Source organism: Tropicimonas sp. IMCC6043 (assembly GCF_004146235.1).
In the GTDB taxonomy this organism is placed as follows: Bacteria; Pseudomonadota; Alphaproteobacteria; order Rhodobacterales; family Rhodobacteraceae; genus Tropicimonas.
Genome location: NZ_SELO01000029.1, coordinates 15123 through 33296 on the forward strand (window position 1 = coordinate 15123; position 18174 = coordinate 33296).

Annotated in this window: 17 protein-coding genes; 10 read left to right on the forward strand and 7 right to left on the reverse strand. The window is 62.4% G+C overall.

Features of this window, described 5'->3' with window-relative positions; translation table 11 throughout:
- Nucleotides 1-326: 326 nt before the first annotated feature.
- The gene (locus tag EU800_RS19545) at nucleotides 327-1196 is read left to right on the forward strand and encodes a proline iminopeptidase-family hydrolase (protein WP_129634884.1); all 870 of its coding nucleotides are present in this window, start codon (nucleotides 327-329) and stop codon (nucleotides 1194-1196) included.
- Nucleotides 1197-1924: 728 nt separating this feature from the next.
- Here the strand turns inward: EU800_RS19545 and EU800_RS19550 are convergent.
- The 3 genes from EU800_RS19550 to EU800_RS19560 are packed head-to-tail and all read right to left on the reverse strand — an operon-like array spanning nucleotide 1925 to nucleotide 4982.
- On the reverse strand, nucleotides 1925-2620 hold the full coding sequence (locus EU800_RS19550) for an ATP-binding cassette domain-containing protein (protein WP_129634886.1): 696 nt from the start codon (nucleotides 2618-2620) through the stop codon (nucleotides 1925-1927).
- Between the two features lie 8 nt (nucleotides 2621-2628).
- On the reverse strand, nucleotides 2629-3759 hold the full coding sequence (devC, locus tag EU800_RS19555) for an ABC transporter permease DevC (protein ID WP_242500642.1): 1131 nt from the start codon (nucleotides 3757-3759) through the stop codon (nucleotides 2629-2631).
- A 35-nt stretch (nucleotides 3760-3794) separates the two neighbouring features.
- Nucleotides 3795-4982, reverse strand: a complete 1188-nt coding sequence (locus tag EU800_RS19560) for an HlyD family efflux transporter periplasmic adaptor subunit (protein WP_129634890.1) — start codon at nucleotides 4980-4982, stop codon at nucleotides 3795-3797.
- 389 nt (nucleotides 4983-5371) lie between these two features.
- Here EU800_RS19560 and EU800_RS19565 point away from each other — a divergent pair, with 389 nt between their 5' ends.
- Nucleotides 5372-6016 (forward strand): TetR/AcrR family transcriptional regulator, encoded by a 645-nt coding sequence (locus EU800_RS19565; RefSeq protein ID WP_129634892.1) that lies wholly within the window; start codon nucleotides 5372-5374, stop codon nucleotides 6014-6016.
- Between the two features lie 217 nt (nucleotides 6017-6233).
- Here the strand turns inward: EU800_RS19565 and EU800_RS19570 are convergent, their stop codons facing one another.
- Nucleotides 6234-7154 (reverse strand): LysR family transcriptional regulator, encoded by a 921-nt coding sequence (locus EU800_RS19570; RefSeq protein WP_129634894.1) that lies wholly within the window; start codon nucleotides 7152-7154, stop codon nucleotides 6234-6236.
- Between the two features lie 72 nt (nucleotides 7155-7226).
- Here EU800_RS19570 and EU800_RS19575 point away from each other — a divergent pair, with 72 nt between their 5' ends.
- From EU800_RS19575 to EU800_RS19605, 7 genes are all read left to right on the forward strand, one after another.
- A complete protein-coding gene (locus EU800_RS19575; protein WP_129634896.1) occupies nucleotides 7227-7856 on the forward strand; it encodes an NADPH-dependent F420 reductase in 630 nt (209 codons plus the stop codon).
- 13 nt (nucleotides 7857-7869) lie between these two features.
- Nucleotides 7870-8247: a GFA family protein gene (locus tag EU800_RS19580; RefSeq protein WP_129634898.1), complete on the forward strand. Its 378-nt coding sequence runs from the start codon at nucleotides 7870-7872 to the stop codon at nucleotides 8245-8247.
- The gene (locus EU800_RS19585; RefSeq protein ID WP_129634900.1) at nucleotides 8244-8672 is read left to right on the forward strand and encodes an antibiotic biosynthesis monooxygenase; all 429 of its coding nucleotides are present in this window, start codon (nucleotides 8244-8246) and stop codon (nucleotides 8670-8672) included. The genes EU800_RS19580 and EU800_RS19585 overlap by 4 nt, the downstream gene beginning before the upstream one ends.
- A gap of 136 nt (nucleotides 8673-8808) precedes the next feature.
- Nucleotides 8809-9546 carry a type 1 glutamine amidotransferase domain-containing protein gene (locus tag EU800_RS19590; protein ID WP_129634902.1) on the forward strand — a complete coding sequence of 246 codons (738 nt, stop codon included), beginning with the start codon at nucleotides 8809-8811 and terminating at the stop codon, nucleotides 9544-9546.
- Between the two features lie 335 nt (nucleotides 9547-9881).
- Nucleotides 9882-11768 (forward strand): cation:proton antiporter, encoded by a 1887-nt coding sequence (locus EU800_RS19595; RefSeq protein WP_129634904.1) that lies wholly within the window; start codon nucleotides 9882-9884, stop codon nucleotides 11766-11768.
- Complete coding sequence (locus EU800_RS19600) at nucleotides 11765-13162, forward strand: MATE family efflux transporter (RefSeq protein ID WP_129634906.1); 1398 nt, start codon at nucleotides 11765-11767, stop codon at nucleotides 13160-13162. Before EU800_RS19595 ends, EU800_RS19600 begins: the two co-directional genes overlap by 4 nt.
- Nucleotides 13163-13681: 519 nt before the next feature.
- Complete coding sequence (locus EU800_RS19605; RefSeq protein WP_129634909.1) at nucleotides 13682-14353, forward strand: lysozyme inhibitor LprI family protein; 672 nt, start codon at nucleotides 13682-13684, stop codon at nucleotides 14351-14353.
- Nucleotides 14354-14378: 25 nt separating this feature from the next.
- Here EU800_RS19605 and EU800_RS19610 read toward each other — a convergent pair whose 3' ends face one another.
- Both EU800_RS19610 and EU800_RS19615 read right to left on the reverse strand, forming a co-directional pair.
- Nucleotides 14379-15395, reverse strand: a complete 1017-nt coding sequence (locus tag EU800_RS19610) for a hypothetical protein (protein WP_207209945.1) — start codon at nucleotides 15393-15395, stop codon at nucleotides 14379-14381.
- A 113-nt stretch (nucleotides 15396-15508) separates the two neighbouring features.
- A complete protein-coding gene (locus tag EU800_RS19615; protein ID WP_129634913.1) occupies nucleotides 15509-16309 on the reverse strand; it encodes a hypothetical protein in 801 nt (266 codons plus the stop codon).
- A gap of 100 nt (nucleotides 16310-16409) precedes the next feature.
- On the opposite strand from EU800_RS19615, the gene EU800_RS19620 reads away from it, so the two are divergent.
- The gene (locus EU800_RS19620; RefSeq protein ID WP_129634915.1) at nucleotides 16410-16994 is read left to right on the forward strand and encodes a hypothetical protein; all 585 of its coding nucleotides are present in this window, start codon (nucleotides 16410-16412) and stop codon (nucleotides 16992-16994) included.
- A gap of 138 nt (nucleotides 16995-17132) precedes the next feature.
- On the opposite strand, the gene EU800_RS19625 is transcribed toward EU800_RS19620, so the two are convergent.
- Nucleotides 17133-17933 (reverse strand): tetratricopeptide repeat protein, encoded by an 801-nt coding sequence (locus EU800_RS19625; RefSeq protein ID WP_129634917.1) that lies wholly within the window; start codon nucleotides 17931-17933, stop codon nucleotides 17133-17135.
- Nucleotides 17934-18174: the final 241 nt, after the last annotated feature.

The window sequence follows — 18174 nt, forward strand, 5'->3', positions numbered from 1 at the left end:
GCGAAGTCTCTGATGTGGACAGAACGGACGGTCGAAACCGAACTCGCCTCTTGGATTCTACTCCTGGTGACCTTCCCCCGCGGTTAGGGCCGGGTCGATCCAGAATCTTCCGGTTGGGCTTGAGTGTCGAGCGGCGGCGCGGAAACCGCAAAAATCTCTGGCGTTGACGCGGTTTCGGTCATCAGGAACTCCATTGGGGACAGGTAACCGCGAGGGGTTCGAGATGTTCTGTGTCATCCACTCTGATGCTTACTGAGTGCTGACAGTTCTTTTAAAATCGATCTGACCGCTCCTGCGCGGTAACCGACCTTAAATGGAGAACGCCTATGAGTTACGACGGCCACATCATCCTCGGGAACGGCTACAAGCTCTGGTACCGCATCGCCGGCCAAGGATCGGGGGCGCCCCTGCTGTTGCTCCATGGAGGACCCGGGGCCGGACACGACTATCTGGAGCCGCTTGAGGCGCTGTCTGCCGACCGCCCGGTGGTGTTCTTCGATCAACTCGGCTGCGGCCGGTCTGACCAACCGGATGATCCGACACTTTGGACCGTCGAAAGGTTCTGCGACGAGGTCGACGAGGTGCGGGACGCCCTCGGGTTGGCCGAATGCCACATACTTGGCCAGTCATGGGGGGGATGGCTCGCGATCGAATGGTTGTTGCGGCGGCCAAAAGGGGTGAAGAGCGCTGTCCTGGCATCCACGTCCAGTTCGACCCGGCAATTCGTCACCGAAGCACAACGGTTGATCGGCCAGATGTCGGAGGCCGAGCGGGAGGCGCTGCGGATTCACGGGGCTGCGGGCGCCTATGACCACCCCGACTACCTTTCCGCCATGGAAACCTTCTATCGCCTACATGTCTGCCGTCTGCCGGACTGGCCGGATTGCCTCAACCGCACCGTCGCCAATCTCGACGGCAATCAGGTCTACATGACCATGAATGGCCCAAACGAGTTCACGGTGATCGGCAACCTGAAAGACTGGGACCGTACCGATCGACTGCACGAGATCGACAAGCCGGTGCTGATTACGGTCGGCCGCCATGACGAGATCACTCCTGTCTGCTCCGAAACCATGCACCAACGTCTGCCGGAGTCACGTGTGGTCATCTTCGAGGACAGCGCCCACTGCGCCCACATCGAGGAGCCCGAGCGCTACTGTGCCGTGGTCGCGGAGTTCCTTCGAGAGCACGACTGAGCCCCCATCTGCGACGGACGTTCGACGCGGTCTTGGCTGTCAACTCTCGGCGAGCCGCTGTCCGTGCTGCCTCGGTTCGATGGTGACCGCTCTCACGCATGGAGGTCGCCGGCATGCCCGACCGTTCATGTCCGCTGCCCGCTGCCGTTCGCCACATCTTCCTCCAACGTCAGGTTTGTGGTTGGGTGCTCCACATCGGCATTGCTGCACCTGCGAAGCCAACACCAATGCTGAAGGGCCGCAATGCGCAGTATGCGGTCCTCTCGGAAACGAATGACTTAACTGTTTAAACCCATGCTAGATAGTGAGCGTCCCCGATGTTCGGCAAAGGTCAAATCCAGCCCCCTCAACCAGAAATTACCAAAAAACAGACACTTACAGACGCGCCCGCAAAAGCGCTCGTAAGCTGTTTTTTCTTGCTCACCACTAGCTCACCAAATTACTCGTTCTCCAGACGCGGCTTTGGCGATCGCGCGATGCGCATCGCGAGGTAGGCGAATCGGTCGATGAAGGGCACATGTGAGATTTAGTTCAGGTCGAAGGTGGGGAGGAAAGAGCTGAGATATCCGCAACCACTTCGGTTCCGAAACGCAAGGGCGGTTCCGAGGTCCGATTCGTGACCGGGAAGATTGTGCGCGCGGTGCTCGTGGTTTCGGGTGCCGGCGAGAACTCTCCGCGTTCTGCACAGGCAGCAAGGGTCAAGGTAGCGAGGACCGCCAGCACTCGGATCATGGCGTGCGGTCGTCAACGATGCGCCCATCCTCCAGCGTCACGATGCGGTCTGCCAGGTCAAGGATGCGGTTGTCATGGGTGACCATCACGGTCGTCGTGCCGCGCTCTCGTCCCAGGGCCTTGAGCATCTCCACGACCGTTCGCCCGCTTTCCTTGTCAAGCGCTGCGGTCGGTTCATCGGCAAAGACGATCTCGGGGTTTCCGACGAGGGCACGGGCCACGGCGACCCTCTGTTTCTGTCCGCCAGACAGGCTGCCGGGCAGATAGTCCAGCCGTTCGCCCAGCCCGACAAGGCCCAGCATGTGATTGGCCGCCTCGACATAGGCCGCCGAGGCGCCGCCTCCGTGAACTTCCAGTCCGATCAACACGTTTTGTCTTGCGGTCAGGCTGCCATGCAGGTTGTGGGCCTGAAAGATGAAGCCGAGGCGGCGGCGCAGCGCCACCTGCTCGGCGGTCCGGGCACCGTTGAGTTCGTGATCGAGCAGGCGCACCGATCCGCCTTGGACATCGCGAAGACATCCCATGAGTGTCAGCACCGTCGTCTTGCCGGAGCCTGAGGGGCCCATCAGGATCGTCAGGCTGCCGCGTGGAATGGTGAGGTTAACGTCGAAGATCGCCTGTTTGCGGGCCTCGTTCTTGCCGAACCAGTGGTTCAGTCCGGTCACGCGGATGGGCGAGGCGACTTTGTTCACGGCGGGGCTCAGAACAGATCGGCCGGATCGGCGGCCGCGAGCCTGCGCGTCGCGATGGCGCCCGACAGCGCGCAGGCGGCCATGGTGCCGGCGAGAACCGCAAGCGCCGTATCCACGGTCATAACCAGCGGCAGCCCGGTCGCGGTATTGAGCGCGGCATAGAGGCCAGTCGCGATTGCAATGCCCGGCACAAATCCGAGTGTGGCCAGGATCAGTGCCTCTTCCAGTATGATTGAGATAAAATACCGATGGGGATACCCTACCGCTTTGAAAGTTGCGTATTCGCGCAGATGGTCGGCGACATCAGTGGACAGGACCTGATAGACGATCACGATCCCGACGAGAACGCCGATGACGACCCCGAAGCCGAAGATGATGCCAGTGGGCCGCTCGGTCCCCTGGTATTGCTGGTCCTCGGCGATGGCATCGGCCATGGACCGGACGCGAAGATCGCCGCCCAGATCCCTGCGCAGCCGGTCAGCCACCTGCGCCGGATCGGCGCCGGGAGCGAGCCGGATCAGAAGATGGTTTGGCGCGCCGGACAACCGCCGCGGAAACAGGGACAGAAAGGTCTGGTCCGAGACCAGCATGTACCCATCTGCGCTGAAGCCGACGCCACCCGTGAAAGCGCCGGTCACGCTCAGGGTCCGCCCGCCGCCTTCGAACGTTAGGGGCGTGGTTTCCGACAACGTGGCGACAAGCCCCGGCTCCAGCCTGCGGGTCATCCGGTCGATCACCGCAGTGTCCGCCCGCATCAGCGAGGCCGCGTGGGGAGCCAGGTTCGGCGCGAGGAAATCCCCCTTGTCCGGACCGATCCCGAAGGTCTGGAGCGCGGTGTCCCCGCTCGTCCGTGACCAGGTTAGCGTGCCGATATACAGCGCAGCACCGTCGGCTACATCCGGATCCGCCAGTGCCTGCCACAGATGCTGGCGCGCGACGTTGCCACCATCCGTCATCGTGTTGGCGTCCGGAGCCGAGATCAGGATGTCGGCACGAAACAGGTCATATCCCTGCGCAATGGTTCCATTTAGCGCGCCGGCGATCCCTAGCTGGACGAGGACGAGCACGTTGGCAAAGGACACGCCCGCGATGGCGGCCGCGAGTCTGCCGCGCGAATGGGTCAGCTGAAGCCAGCCCACAGGGAGTCGTCCGAGAATGCGTTGGAGAAGCCGAGTCACAGAGCGCCCTCGATTTCTATGTGAGCAACGGCTTCAAGGTTCGACAGACGCGCGGCGCGAGCAGAACTGTCGGCGTCCAGTCGCACCAGAACCTCAATAACGCGGGCATCCGTATTGGCCGCCGCGTCGTCCGAGACAAGGTTCTGCCGCCCGACGACAAGTCCGATCCGCTCCACTTGGCCGGTCAGGGGCGTATCGAGGGGGGCGGCGGTCAGTCGCACCGGCTGGGCTTCACGCACGCGTCCGATCTCGGTCTGGTATATCTCGACGCGCGCCACCATCCGCTCGGTTTGGCCCAGCGTCATCAAGCCGTCCGAACCGGGCCGTTCGCCGGGACGGCTGTCGATCTCCAGCACGACGCCTGAGATCGGTGCTCGCACTTCCGACCGGGCCAGGTCGCGCGCGGCGCGCTCGAGGTCGATCCGTGCTGCATCGCTTGCAGCCTGCGCGATGACGATGTCCGGGTGGGTGCCGATTTCCCCGGTGTCCCATCGCGCAAGCGTCGCGCGCGCCCTCGCCAGACCTTGCGCAGCCTGCGCCGCTGCGGCTTGCAGATCATCCAGTGTTGCTGCCGTTGTCACACCACGCTCTGCCAGAGCCCGCGCTCTCGCGAGGCGGGTTTCGGCAATTTGCGTTGCCGCCTCAGCCTCGCCGACCGAGGCCCGCGCTTCCAGAAGGCCGATGCGGACCGTCTCGCGCGATTGGGCAAGGGCGGCTTCGCGCTGCACAACAGCTGCCTTCGCCGCGAGGCGCGCGCTTTCAAGAGCCGGGCGGTTGTCGAGCACGGCGAGCAGATCGCCGGTCGCGACCCGATCGCCTTCAGACACAAGGATCTCCGCTATACGCGCGTCCGCCGCACCGAAGGGGGGCGACACACGGATCAGATCGCCGTCCGGCATCAGCCTTGCGAGCCCCAGGACAGGGCGGGACGCCTCGGCGATCGGGATAATCGCCTCGGATTGTGCCGGCAGCGTCCCTGCCGCCCCGTCCACAAGGTCTGCAAGGCCGGCGAAGGCCTCCGGTTCCCGCACGGTCGCAAATACCCCGCCAGTTACGAAGGCGGTCGCGACAACGGCAAGAACCAGTAGTTTGCCTGCCCACTTCGAGCATGCACGAGCCATCTTCTTTGGAAGCTGGACTTCGAGCGGCAAAGGGGGGGCGCCCGGATCGACCTTCTTCAGCATGTCAGACTCCCGGCCAAACGATCAGCACGATTTTGAGATGAAGTCGGCTGCCCGGGTGCAAGAGCCAGTTGAACCAGTGCCGGATGATATTGCGCGGCAAAAGGATAACGGAACCACCGTCCAAAGCCGATCTTTGCGAATTGATCGACGATTTGTGGAGCGCTAGCGAGCTTTGTACTCGCCGCTCCGCGAAAGGCGAGGGACAGGACGATCTGTCCGGCCATGCGGAGGCGCGGGCGCTCTGCGCCATTTGGTTGCCTTGGCGAATCCATCGGTTTCTCCTTCGATCACCTCAAAAGTGGCCTTTGGGTCATTTTTGTCAAGATAAAACTGTCCCTAAGGTCATTTTTAATGTAATATCGAATCCAAACAGGTATTGAGGGGCATCGATGGCAGAGACACGTCGCGGGCGGGGCCCGAGCCCGCAGAAGACGGCGGAAACCCAGGCGAGGATCTGCGAGGCGGCCCTGACCCGGTTCCTGTCAGAGGGCTTCGAGCGCACGCGGATGCTGGACGTTGCGCGGGATGCCGGACTCGCGAAAGGAACGCTTTACCTTTACTTCCCAACGAAAGAGGCGCTGTTCGAAGGTGTCGTGACCGAGATGTTGGGCGGCGCAGTGGAACGGTTCGACCTCGAACCCCCAGGAGAGGACGAGCCAACGCTCGACTTCGTGCTTCGCGCGATGATGCCCCTTGTCACCGACGAGCAAGCCGAGCTGCGGCAGGCGCTCTTTCGGTTGATACTGAGCGAGGGGCAGAGGTTTCCAGAAGTGCTGGTCGCCTACCGAAAGGTCGCATTGGATCCAGTGCTCGCGGCGGCGCGTCGGATCGGTGCCCGAGCGAGGAGCAGGGGCGAGATCCAAAGCGATGCGCTGGAACGCTTGCCGATGCTTCTGCTGGCGCCGGGAGTGCTGGTAACGATGTGGAACCACTTGTTCCCAGGCGAAGCGCTGGAACCTTCTGATCTGTTCAGAAGCTATCTTGGGCTACTGTTCGACGAAGCTGACTCAGATAGGAGGCGAGGCCAACAATGACGCCGTAGCCCAAGGCTCGGAAATGGACTCGAGCAGTAAATCTCACAGCATATCATGTAGTTGGGTGGGGCTTCGGGGTGCGGGAACGGTGTATTCCCAACTGGAGGATTTTTTTGCGTCGGGCCCGTCCGCTACATGCAATGACGGATAAAGAGCGGACTTTCGTCGGGGGTATCGCCGAGGTTCACCAAGCGGACGAGGCAGACCTCTGTGATTGTCAGATTTCGAGAACGCTCAAGACTTCGTTCGTTAGCCACAGAGTTCGCGGGTCATTGTCGTTTCGGCGGTGCCAGAAGACAGACACCGGAAAGCGCCTGGCGTCCACCGGGGGCTTTGCCGTGACGAGACCGAACGCAGGGGCAATTGCATGAGCAACTCGGGCGGGCAGAGTGACGAGCGCACCTGACGCGGAGACCGCTGAGAGTGCGGGCAGGAAGGCGGGAAACCCGAGGACCACGCGGCGAGAGAGTCCAAGGGCGGCAAGCTGCCGGTCCACAATGCCGGAGAGATCTCCGGCAGGTGAGACAAGAACGTGCTCCGCCGTGCAATAAGCGTTGAGGCTGATCGCTGGCGCCTCGGGAAGAGCCTCCGGCCGCCCGGCGACGAGAAAGCCTTCGTCGTAGAGCCGCTGACCAGAGAGCCAGTCCGGGACATCCCACAGGAAGCCAAGAGCGAGGTCGGCCCGCCCATCAGCCAGCGCCGCCACGGCCTCGCCCCGGCCGAGGGGAAGAACCGACATTCGCAGGCCTGGCGCCGCCGCCCGAACTCTTGCCGCGAACGGCGGGATGAGAACGGCTTGCTCGGCGTCGAGAGCGCATACGCGCACGACGCCGTTCGCCCCCGCTGGGTTGAAACGGCGCGCGACCCCGAGTGCTCCCCTGAGTGTCTCCACAGCCTGCGCCACCGGAAGCTCGAGCGCGAGCGCCGTCGCTGTCGGATCCATGCCATGTGGGCGGCGAAGGAAAAGCTCGTCGCCGAAGATCTCGCGAAGGCGCTTCAGCGCTTGGCTGATAGCCGATTGGGTGAGGCCGAGTTCCACTGCCACTTCCGAAGCCTTCCGGTGCCTCAAGAGGCCGAGGAAGACCAGAAGCAGCGTCAGGTCGAGCCTTCTGAGTTCGTTAATACTTAAGTCAGACATGATACGTATTCGTTTTCACTTTTATCTCCTTGCGCCTAACTCCGGACCATGGCTTCGCGCAAGGAGAATTTGATGCGGATATCAATCATCGGCACGGGAAGCGTGGGCACGGCTCTTTCACGCGGGCTGAGTGGCAAGGGCCACGAGGTCATGCTCGGCGCACGGACGCCCGACGCAGCAAAGGTTCAGGCAATCGCCGCCGGGACGCAGGCTGCAGTGTCCGAGCCAGCCGAGGCCGCAGCATTCGCTGACGTCGTCATCCTCGCCCTGCCCTGGGCGGCGATGGAGGACGCACTGTCGGGGTTGGGTGATCTCGCGGGCAAGATCGTGATCGACTGCACCAATCCCCTCGGCCGTTCGAACGGCGGCATCGCTTTGTTGCTCGGACACACGACTTCGGGCGGCGAGACGGTGCAGCGTCTCCTGCCGCATGCGCGCGTGGTCAAGACGCTGAACCAAGTCGGCGCTGAATTGATGGCGGAGAATGGTCGCCTGTCCCACCGGCCCGCGATGCTGATGGCGGGTGACGACGATGCCGCCAAGGGCGCCGTGGCCGATCTCCTTCGCGACCTCGGTTTCGAGCCACTCGATGCAGGTGACATAACGATGTCCCGCCTGCTGGAGCCCTTCGCGCTCGTCTGGATCAACCAGGCGCTCGCGCGCGGAAAGGGCCGCGACTGGGCCTTTTCGGTCATATCTTGAGAAGGAGCCCAGGGTGTCCAAGAACCTCCACGCTTCCTGCCATTGCGGTACCGTGCGGATCGCTCTTCCGTCAGAGGCGGCTGGCGTCCTCGCCTGCCACTGCGGCGACTGTCTGAAGACGCATGGCAATTTCAACGCCTTCCTCGCAGCCCCTGTCGCGGACGTATCACTCGACGGCGCGGAAGCGCTGGTCTGGTACCAGTCCTCCGAGACCTCTCGCCGTGCCTTTTGCGGCACCTGTGGCGCGCGTGTCCTTAAAGAGGTCACGCCTACGGGGCGCTGGCTGATTTCCGCAGGCCTTGTCGACGGCCCGACCGGAAGACGCATTATCAAGAACCTCTGGGAGCAGTCTATGCCCGACTGGTACGACCTGCCTTCGGTTGTCCCATGAGCGACCCCGTCACCGTCGTCGTCCGCCGCAGGGTCCGGGCGGGATGCGAGGCGGAGTACGAGGCCTGGCTCGCCCAGCTAACCAAGGGTGTTGCACAGAATTTCGAGGGCTACCTCGGAGCCGAGTTCTCCCGGCCCCGGCCCGGCGGCGCCTATCGAAGCGTCTTCCACTTTGACAGACTCGACCATCTCGAGGCGTTCGAAAGCTCAGATTTCCGCACGCCAATTGTGGCGGAGGCCGCGGACTACTTCGACGGGGAAGCAGCCTGGGATCGCATGACCGGACTCGAGTTCTGGTTCGGCCTGCCACACGGTACGCGGATGCCGCAGCCTTCGCCGCACCGTATGGCGCTGGTTCTGATCGCGGTGATCTTCTTCCTCGTCCTAGCATTAAATCTCGCACTCGGCCCCGCCATGGCGGGCTGACCCCTTCCCCTTCGCATCCTTGTCACCGTCGCCACCCAGGTCGGGCAGATGACCTACCTCGTCATGTCGAGGCTGACGCCTCGGATCGCCCGCTTTGTCTACCCCAAAACCACAACTCTAAGAACTGGAGAGAGAAATGACCGCATCCATTGACATCCACGTGAAGAAGCGCGTCCTGATGATCGCCGCCAATCCTGGCGTATCGCCGACAACCGGCTGGCCCATCGGCTTCTGGTGGGCCGAGCTTACCCATCCCTTCTGGGTTTTCACCGAAGCGGGATACGAGGTCGACATCGCGAGCCCCAAGGGCGGCGACCTTGAGACCGACAGCTACTCGGACCCCGAGGACCCGTCTGGATACTCCGCCCATGACCTTATTTCGCTTGGCTTCAAGAAGTCCGAAACCCACGCCAAGCTACTGAAAGGCACGCGCTCCATCGCAGAGGTCGAACTCGACAGCTACGACGCGATCTTCCTCGCGGGCGGGCAGTCGCCCATGGTCACGATGATCGGCGACACTGACCTTCACGACTTCGTCGCCCGCGCCTACGAGGCGGGCAAGATCGTGGCCGTAGTCTGCCACGGGACCTGCGTCCTCCTAAAAACGAGGCTTTCAAGCGGAGATCTCCTCGTCAAGGGCAAGACATGGACGGGCTTCGCCAACAGCGAGGAAGCCTACGCGGACGCTTTCGTGGGCATGAAGATCCAGCCCTTCTGGATCGAGGAGGAGGCAAAGAAGCTTCCGGACACGAACTTCATCGTCTCGGGCATGTTCAAGGCGTTCGCCGTGCGGGACGGCAACCTGATCACCGGGCAGCAGCAGTATTCCGGTGCCGCCGCGGCCGAGTTAACGGTCGAGGCATTGGGAAGATGAATGCCTCAAAGGGTGGTCACGGGTCGTTCTGCTCGGACCGGCAAAAGGAACGCCCGCGAGTTCCGACACACCGCAGATAATAACATGACAGGGCCCAAAACAGGCGCTCGGTGCGGTCGCGCTGAACATCCACTTCTCGGACAAAGCCGTCATTCTTCACAGCGCAGCATCAACACGCTTTCTGAAAGTCGACTGAGCGGACGAAGACGACCTGTCGCGGACCTGACGATCCTCATTCGACGCAGCATCGCTACACTCACCTGGCGACGCAGCGGTTTACAATGCGTACGGTTCTGCAAGACTTCTCCCCATCGGATGCCTCGGAGCAGATTCTTATGACTGACTTTCTTCTGCTGGCCTTCGTCTTCCTGATCGCGGGCGTCGTTTCGGTCCCACTCGCAGCTCGCCTGGGGCTCGGGTCGGTCCTCGGCTACCTAATCGCTGGGATCGTCATCAGCCCGATCTTGGCCCTGCTTCATGTGGATGTGGTCTCTATCCAGCACTTTGCGGAGTTCGGCGTCGTGATGATGCTGTTTCTAGTCGGGCTGGAACTGGAACCGAAGATACTCTGGTCCATGCGGGCGCGGCTCTTGGGTCTCGGCGGCGGTCAAGTGGCACTGACGGCGGTGGCCGTCATGGCCGTGACGATGGCCTTTGGGCATGTCTGGTCCGTGGCTCTGTCCGTCGGGCTGGTGTTGGCGCTCAGTTCGACGGCCATCGTCCTTCAGACGCTGCAGGAAAAAGGCCTGATGCGGAGCGACGGGGGGCAGTCTTCATTCTCCGTACTTCTGTTCCAGGATATCGCGGTGATCCCGATGCTGGCGCTGATCCCGCTGCTTGCCATGCCGGATCTCGCTCACACGCTCGTCGAGAACGCAGGCGGCGGACACGGTGGTGGTAACGAGCATGGTGCCAGTCTTAGCCTGGTAGACGGCTTGCCGGGTTGGGGAGTGGCGCTGGTTACACTGGCAGCTATCTCGGCGGTCATCGTCATCGGTTCGTTCCTCACTGGGCCTATCTTTCGCTTCATCGCGGCCGCCAATTTGCGCGAGCTCTTCGTCGCGACCGCACTGATGATCGTCATCGCGATCGCGCTGCTGATGACGCTGGTCGGGCTGTCACCGGCCCTCGGAACTTTCCTCGCGGGCGTGGTGCTGGCCAACAGCGAGTACCGCCACGAGCTCGAAAGCGACATCGATCCGTTCAAGGGTCTGCTCCTCGGGCTGTTCTTCATGACTGTGGGAGCAGGGATTAACTTCGGGCTTCTCTTCGATGATTTCCTCGCCATTTTCGGCCTGTCGGTAGGGCTCATGGCGGTCAAGGCGGCGGTCCTCTACGGACTGGCGGTTGCGTTCCGGATCGGCGGGTCGGACAGGTTCCTGTTTTCCCTCGGACTGGCGCAAGCCGGCGAGTTTGGCTTCGTGCTCTTGTCATTCACTGTTGCGAGCGCCGTTATTCCCGGAGACTTGGCGGACCGGCTGCTCCTGATTGTGGCGCTGTCCATGCTGCTGACGCCGGTGCTGTTCATCCTCTACGATCGTATGGTTGTGCCCCGCTTCTCGGCACAAGAAGAGCGGGAAGTGGATGCGATCGAGGAACAGAGTGACATCATCATTGCCGGGCACGGCCGGGTCGGCGGTATCGTCGCGAGGCTGCTGCGTGGGGCGGGCCTGCGGCCGACGGTGATCGACTACAGTTCAAAACAGCTGGAGATGCTCAAGAAATTCGGGATTCAGGCGTACTACGGCGATGCGACCCGGGCCGATCTGCTTCACGCCGCCGGTATCCAGCATGCGAAGCTCTTCATCATCGCCATCGATGAAAAGGACCAGATCACCGAGCTCGCCAAGCACCTGCACGAACACCATCCCGACGTACACGTCATAGCCCGCGCGGTGGATCGCAACCATGTCTATGACCTCTGGTATGTCGGCTGCCGCGACATTATCCGTGAGACCTATGACAGTTCGCTAAGAATGGGCCGTTCCGCGGTTGAGGCCCTGGGCTACTCGCGCGACCAGGCCGAGCGGGTCACGGCGGTTTTTCAGGACTTCGACCGCAAGGTAATGGTGATGGCGGCGGAGCACTACGACCCTGCCGTGCCCGCTACCGAGAACGAAGCCTACCTTGCTAGCATCAACCAGATGCGGGACGAATCGGAGGCTGAGTTGGCCGACCGCATGCATGGGATCATGGCAGAGCCGAAGGCCGGTACAGCGTGAGCGACCTGCCGGCCGCCTTTCTCACCGGAAGCCTTACTCGACATATCATCGTCATGTCGCTCACGTCGGCGGTAGGACTCGTCGCCATCTTCTTGGTCGACGTCGTGGACATGCTCTTCATCTCGATGCTTGGGGTGGAGGAACTTGCCGCAGCCGTGGGGTTCGCCGGAACGGTCCTGTTCCTGACGACTTCGATCTGCATCGGTATGGCCATAGCGGGCGGGGCCCTCGTGGCCCGCGCCCTGGGCGAGGGCTTCACCGATCGGGCCAGCGAAGTGCTGACGCACGTCATGATCGTGGGCGTCGTCTTCGCGATCGCTTTCGCGACGCTGATCCTCGTCAATCTCGAGGACCTGACAAGGCTCATTGGCGCCCGCGACGAGACACAGCGTCTCGCCATGTCCTACCTGACGATCCTTCTGCCGAGCATGCCGCTCTTGATGATCGGCATTGTCGGCAGCGCTGCGCTGCGCAGCCATGGCGCCGGACGGCTATCCATGCAGGTTACGCTGGTAGCCGGGGTAGTGAATGCGGCGCTCGACCCGATATTCATCTTTGTCTTCGGTTGGGATTTGGACGGCGCCGCGGCTGCCAGCGTGGTTTCGCGGTTCGCCCTTGCCGCCACTGCTCTCTGGCACCTGCAAACAAGATTTGGCGGCTTGTCGCGGCTGGACCCAGCGGCCTTGGCCCGTGACCTGAAAACCATCGCGGCGATCGCCGTCCCGGCCATGTTGTCGAACATTGCGGCACCCATCGGCGGCGCGTACGTTGTTCGCGCCGTGGCCGAGTTCGGAGAGGCCGCGGTCGCGGGGATGGCGATCGTAGGCCGGATCACTCCCATTGCCTTCGCCCTGATCTTTGCCATGTCGGGCGCCATCGGACCCATTATCGGGCAGAATTTTGGGGCTGGACGGCACCACCGCGTGCGCACGGCCTTCAACACGAGTATCGGGCTGATCGTCGTTTACGTTGTGCCAGCCGTTGCTGTCCTGTTCTTGGCTCGTGGCTGGATCGCTGACTTGTTCGGGGCAACAGGGGACGCCCGGGAACTCGTCTTTCTCTTCTGCGGGCCGCTCTCGCTTCTCTGGATCTTCAACGGCGTGATCTTCATCGGAAACGCTTCATACAACAACCTAGGCCACCCATTCTATTCGACATGGGTCAACTGGGGGCGCAACACGCTGGGTATCTTTCCGTTTGTCTGGGCTGGGGCGCAGATCTGGGGCGCCGAAGGCGTGCTCATTGGGCAGATGGTGGGAGGTGTTCCCGTGGCCGTCGCCTCATTCATAATTGCAGAACGACTGATGCGTCGTGCCGAGGTCCGCAAGATATCGCAAGCGCCAGACTTTGCTGCGCACCGGAGGTGGTTCAACATCGTGCACACCAGGCGCTGATGCCGCTGTTTGCGGAAATCGTCTGCACTTCGCAACAAGACCCCAATGCGCCGGACCCGAAATTGAAGACAATCTACGGTCGATCTTTTTCAGTTTCTCAAGGGCAACACGCCCGATCAGGGAGTCCTTTCCCTGAGAATGTGATGCCACCTGTCGAACTTTATAAAATGTTGCGTCCGCTGCGGTCTGTCATCGGTCCTTCGTCGCACGGCTGACGAATGGCAGCTTCCGAGTGTCGGCGCTTTCTGCAGCGATGCTGCACGTGCAATGCGTTCGGGTATCGTGAGTGACCGCAATGAGCAGGTAGCGACCCAACAGGTTGGCACGCTCGACTGGCGGCTTAGTTCGCAGAGCAGCGTTCTAAATCGTTCTCACAGCAACTGAGGCGCACTGGGAATCTTCTGTATGGTTTTGAACAATAGCTGCCATTGAAAGTGAGCGCCTTGACGACATGCAGCGTGCGCTGAGAATGGTGATCCGTACCGTTCGACAAAAGGCGCATGGAATGTCTGACCTGCAATGAGGTATTTTTTTCTGAGCACCTTGCTGGCCGCCTTGGCAATCCTTCATCAGCGCGATGTTCTGGCGGAGGAGGTAGCGAGCTTCGATTGCGCGAAGGCGAGCACCGCCGTGGAACAGACGATTTGCGAAGATGCGTATTCGATGCTCATGGACCGGGAGATCGCGCGCCAATTCGACGCTCTGCAGTCAACGCACCCGGGCATCGTCGCCGAGCAGTTGAACTGGTTGAAACAGCGGAACCGTTGCCAAGACGACCGCATCTGCCTTTGGACTGCGTTGGCGGATCGGTGGGTCGCGTTGGGCCGGCAGATCGAGGAAAATCTGGGCATTCCAAAGCTTTCCGGTGTCTACGACTATGTCGTCCGCCCCGAAGAGATCGCGGGCGATCTGACGCTCGCGGCGGGACCTGGGGGCGATTACGGGTTCTTCATCTCTACGGTGACCCTGACGCACGGACATCTATGCGAAGTCATGGGTGCCAATGCCAGCCGGGCCGAAGCCGGCGAAGTTTTCTGGCGAATCCCCGAAACGGGCCGGGCCCTGACATTGACCCCCGGTGATGACGGGGTCGTAACACTCGCAATCGAGTACGACGACGAGCGCAGCTTCTGTGGCGCACGCGCGTATCTTTACGGCCCGTATCGGCTCACGGCAGACGGCGGAAACTGAATTCTCAGCTGCCGCGGCCAACGGGTCACTCTACCGTCGCGGGCTCCGGGGCATTCGCGAGGGCGGAGGTCAGGAAACCATGCAGCCACTCGGCATTTTTCGGGCTCAACGGCCTGATTTTCATGACATTCCTGTCGGTCTCCACGCGCACGCTGGCGACGATGTCGTCAAACTTCAGCACTTCCATGATCGCGTCGAGTGGATAGCGCCGGCCCGGTAGCGCCAAGACGCCGAGCGTCCGACGCATGATCATGTGCTCGGGCGTCATTTCGATGCGATAGTCTACAGCCATCCAGACCAGCAGGATCGCCGCCGGCCCACCAACGATCACCAGCTTCACGACCGGGGGATCGTTGGGCAACATCACGGTGAGGAACAGCACCGGCAGCAAGCTCAGCAGGAAGGGCCAGCGCGACTTGCGGATCACTACCGAGACCATGCCGTCGGCATGCCACCAGGTCAGGCCCTTGGGGACCTCCTGCTGAAGGTCGAAGAAATACGCCATGCGCCCCTGGCGAGCCCGCTCCCGGGCTGATCGGGTCAGGTCCTCGACTTCAAGGCGCGTTACCTTTCCGTTGCCCGTGTCGCGCAAGGCCGGCAAGTCCAAGGCGAGCGCCATTTCGCTCCACCGCCGGCGCATGCCATAGTCGCTCTGCGACCGGTAGAGGGTGATGGTGCGCTTCGGATCGGTGCGGTGGACCAGCATGAGGATGTTCCAGATGCCGGTCTTGTCGCGAGCCGCTCGTTCCACCCGCCACAGGACGCCGTCGAAATTCCTGACCGGTTCGGACCAGTCGTCCTGACCGTCGTCGAAATGAACGACACCGCCCTGAACCGTGATCTGGTCGGTGAAGTCGTCGTCGTTCGCCATCGCCTCGGAAAATGGCACGTCGCACGTGGCCATTCTGTAGACCACGATTGCCGAGAAGAAGCCGAAAAACGCGGCGCCGATCGGGTCTTCGATGAAGCGCAAATAGGCGTAGACTCCCAGCGCGCACAGAACGGCAACCGGGAGCCATCGGGGGAGGGCATTGAAAGCCATATCGCCAGTCTAGGCGTCGCGGCTTGGGACATCCACCGCGAAACACGCCCAATCTGCGAACCGTAGCAGGGGACGAATCCGCCACGCAACAGGGTCGATGGCGGATCGGGACTTCAGCCCCGAGACCGCATCAGGGCGCTGACGCCCTTGTAAATCAGATATAAGCCGTAGAGGACCGGCCCGGCAGCGGTGACCAACACCGTTCCACCGCCCATTTCCATCACCCACAGAACGCCGCCAATGGTGACGGCGCTACCCACAACGACCACTGCAAGACCGGCCTTGATTGCGAACCAGCCCGCGCTGGCGAGGGTAGATCCGGGAGGCTGCGGCGGGACGAAAAGCCTGAGCAGGACAAGCCCGCCCGCGGTCACGGCCATTGGCATGGACCAGTAGAACAGTTCGGGATCGTTGAGGCCGATCAGCGGAGCCGACACCACGGGCGCGGGACCCAGCGATACCGCCAGCGCGCCCAGATAAGTGACGAAGCCAGGCCATCGCAACATGGCCAGGCCAAGCAGCGAACCACCCCCAAAAACTACCGCCATCAAGACGGCGACATCGTCGAACTCACGTCCCATCTCGGTGATGGCAGCGTTCAGCCGGTCAACCCGTTGCTCGAGGGTGGAATTGTCGCGTTGCCAGGTGCTGGGCGCCGTTACCGCCCTGGTTCGGTCCGCAACCCAGAACAACGGCCCCGCCACAAGTGGCCGCGCCGTTGCCGTCAGGTTCCCCTCGATCCAATCGAGAGCCTCGGCCGCCTCGATCGCTGCTTGTCTTTCCGCCGTGTTTGCCGCTGCGGAAAGCCGGGGGAGCTCCGATGGAAATGTAAGGATGGCATGCAGCACCGCGCCACTGCCGAGCAGTGCGAAGACCAGATAGGCCACGGCCAACAGGCGATTCAACCGCTCCAAGATGTCGGTCCCCAGCCGAGAAGTGTATAGCGTAATTGTAGAGCAGATTCCGCCATCCTACACTACCGATCACAAAGCCATGGCGAGGGGACACGCCATCATGGGAAGCGGCAAGCGGTCGCGCAAACCCCGCGCGGTCAAACCGCCTACAACCGCAACCGCCTGGTCGAAAGCGGTGTCGATCGTCATGATGGTCATCATCATGGGGCCCGCGGGGGGCTTCATGGGCGGTATGGTTGGGGCGGCCGTCTCGTTTGACCTGCGGGCGCTGCAACTGGGCGCAGGAGACCTGTTCACGGACGTGATCGTGGCCGCAGGAGTTGGCATCGGAGTTGCCGTCGCGGCCGGTCTCGCGACCGCGCCTTTCGACCGTGGCAGCATTGTCCCGTTCGCGACGATCGGAGGGCTGGTGGGGGCCGTCGGGTATTTCCTCTACTCGGTATCGGTGAATGCTTGGACGATGAGCCCCTGGGGCGCCAGGATTGGCGGCAGCATCGGCGCCCTATTGGGCATACCGGCCGGGTTGGCGGTCAGCCGCGAGGAATACGTTTCTCCGTCGTTGCGCGCGGCGGCCATGCGGGCGACTCGAGCGCCGGGCCAGCGGATTGACGACGTGGACTGGTGGCGCGCCGATCTGCGATCAGGGGATACCGCGGCCGACACCGATGCCGAAGACGCGGATTGAATGCCTGCGGGAGGTGCGGCGCTGACCGTCTCTGCCAGTGTTGACGGCCTGTCCCGACACCCCTGGCATTACCACCCGAGGTCGGCGCGCTCACGGCATCGAGACACGAAGCCATCACGGCAACGCCGTGAACCGCCGTCACTCCTGGACGAGATCCACGAAGCAGAAGGCGGATCTGGCCTCCTCGATCTGTGCCGCCGAGAGCTGGTCGCTCAACGCCTTGAGCCGCCGGTTCGCCGGTTCGTAGTGGCTCAGCGCCGCACGGAAGTAGCATGACCAGGCCCGCAACGGCTCCTTTTTCATCGACTGGCCGTATTCGAACATGATTCCCAGGTTGGTCAGGGCGGCATAGTCGCCCTGACCCGCCGCCTTCAAATACCACGCGAGAGCAGCCGGGAAATTCTGGGCCATCCCCTCCCCGTTCGCGGCCATGATCCCGAGGTTGCGCTGGGCCGGTGCATAATCCTCGGCGGCCGCTCGGCGATACCATGTGAGGGCGGCGCGTGGATCCTTGTCCACGCCTTCTCCGTGGCGGTAGAGGTCGCCCAGCGCATTCATCGCCGCCGGGCTGCCGTCTTCTGCCGCCCGGGTGAACAGCGAGACGGCCCGCGCGATATCCCGGTCAACGCCGTCACCGCGTCGATACAGATCGCCGAGCCCATACAGCCCCCCGGCATGGTTCTGCGCCGCCGCCTTCTCGAACCACCGGCGCGCCGCTGTCGAGTCGACGGGCAGGCCCTGTCGCCCCGTTATCCGGTAGAATCCCATCAGATATTGTGCGTGCGCCTCGCCATCTTCGGCCCGGGCCAGGATCCGGAGGTCGTGGCGGGTCGGGTTGGTATCAGTGTAGACGAAGTAGTTCAGATAGAGTTGGTAGCCGATGAAGATCGGCAGCCCGATGATCATCGACAGGAAAAGGAGTCTTTCTAGGGATCTCAAGGCTTTCTTCTTCCGGCGGCGCTGGCGGCAGGCCGCGTTAAAGCGGCCAAGGCAGGCAATCCAATCACGGCGGCCGATCGCCCCTCGCGTCCGGGCTTTCCTTGCATTTTCTACGGGAAACGTGCGCTGAACAGAAGAATGTTATCGCAATGGCTAGCGTGCTTTCGTCGCCCGCGAAACAACATTCAGTTGCCCGAGATCGGCGCAATCCGGCAAAGTAGAAGTTATCGGATGAGGAGGG

What these genes read in the sequence shown, in the direction of transcription:
- EU800_RS19545 (WP_129634884.1), top strand. Translation starts at nt 327, where the DNA reads ATGAGTTACGACGGCCACATCATCCTCGGGAACGGCTACAAGCTCTGG.
- EU800_RS19605 (WP_129634909.1), top strand. Translation starts at nt 13,682, where the DNA reads ATGAGGTATTTTTTTCTGAGCACCTTGCTGGCCGCCTTGGCAATCCTT.
- EU800_RS19590 (WP_129634902.1), top strand. Translation starts at nt 8,809, where the DNA reads ATGACCGCATCCATTGACATCCACGTGAAGAAGCGCGTCCTGATGATC.
- EU800_RS19570 (WP_129634894.1), bottom strand. Translation starts at nt 7,154, where the DNA reads ATGTCTGACTTAAGTATTAACGAACTCAGAAGGCTCGACCTGACGCTG.
- EU800_RS19560 (WP_129634890.1), bottom strand. Translation starts at nt 4,982, where the DNA reads ATGCTGAAGAAGGTCGATCCGGGCGCCCCCCCTTTGCCGCTCGAAGTC.
- EU800_RS19575 (WP_129634896.1), top strand. Translation starts at nt 7,227, where the DNA reads ATGCGGATATCAATCATCGGCACGGGAAGCGTGGGCACGGCTCTTTCA.
- EU800_RS19595 (WP_129634904.1), top strand. Translation starts at nt 9,882, where the DNA reads ATGACTGACTTTCTTCTGCTGGCCTTCGTCTTCCTGATCGCGGGCGTC.
- EU800_RS19565 (WP_129634892.1), top strand. Translation starts at nt 5,372, where the DNA reads ATGGCAGAGACACGTCGCGGGCGGGGCCCGAGCCCGCAGAAGACGGCG.
- EU800_RS19585 (WP_129634900.1), top strand. Translation starts at nt 8,244, where the DNA reads ATGAGCGACCCCGTCACCGTCGTCGTCCGCCGCAGGGTCCGGGCGGGA.
- EU800_RS19620 (WP_129634915.1), top strand. Translation starts at nt 16,410, where the DNA reads ATGGGAAGCGGCAAGCGGTCGCGCAAACCCCGCGCGGTCAAACCGCCT.
- EU800_RS19610 (WP_207209945.1), bottom strand. Translation starts at nt 15,395, where the DNA reads ATGGCTTTCAATGCCCTCCCCCGATGGCTCCCGGTTGCCGTTCTGTGC.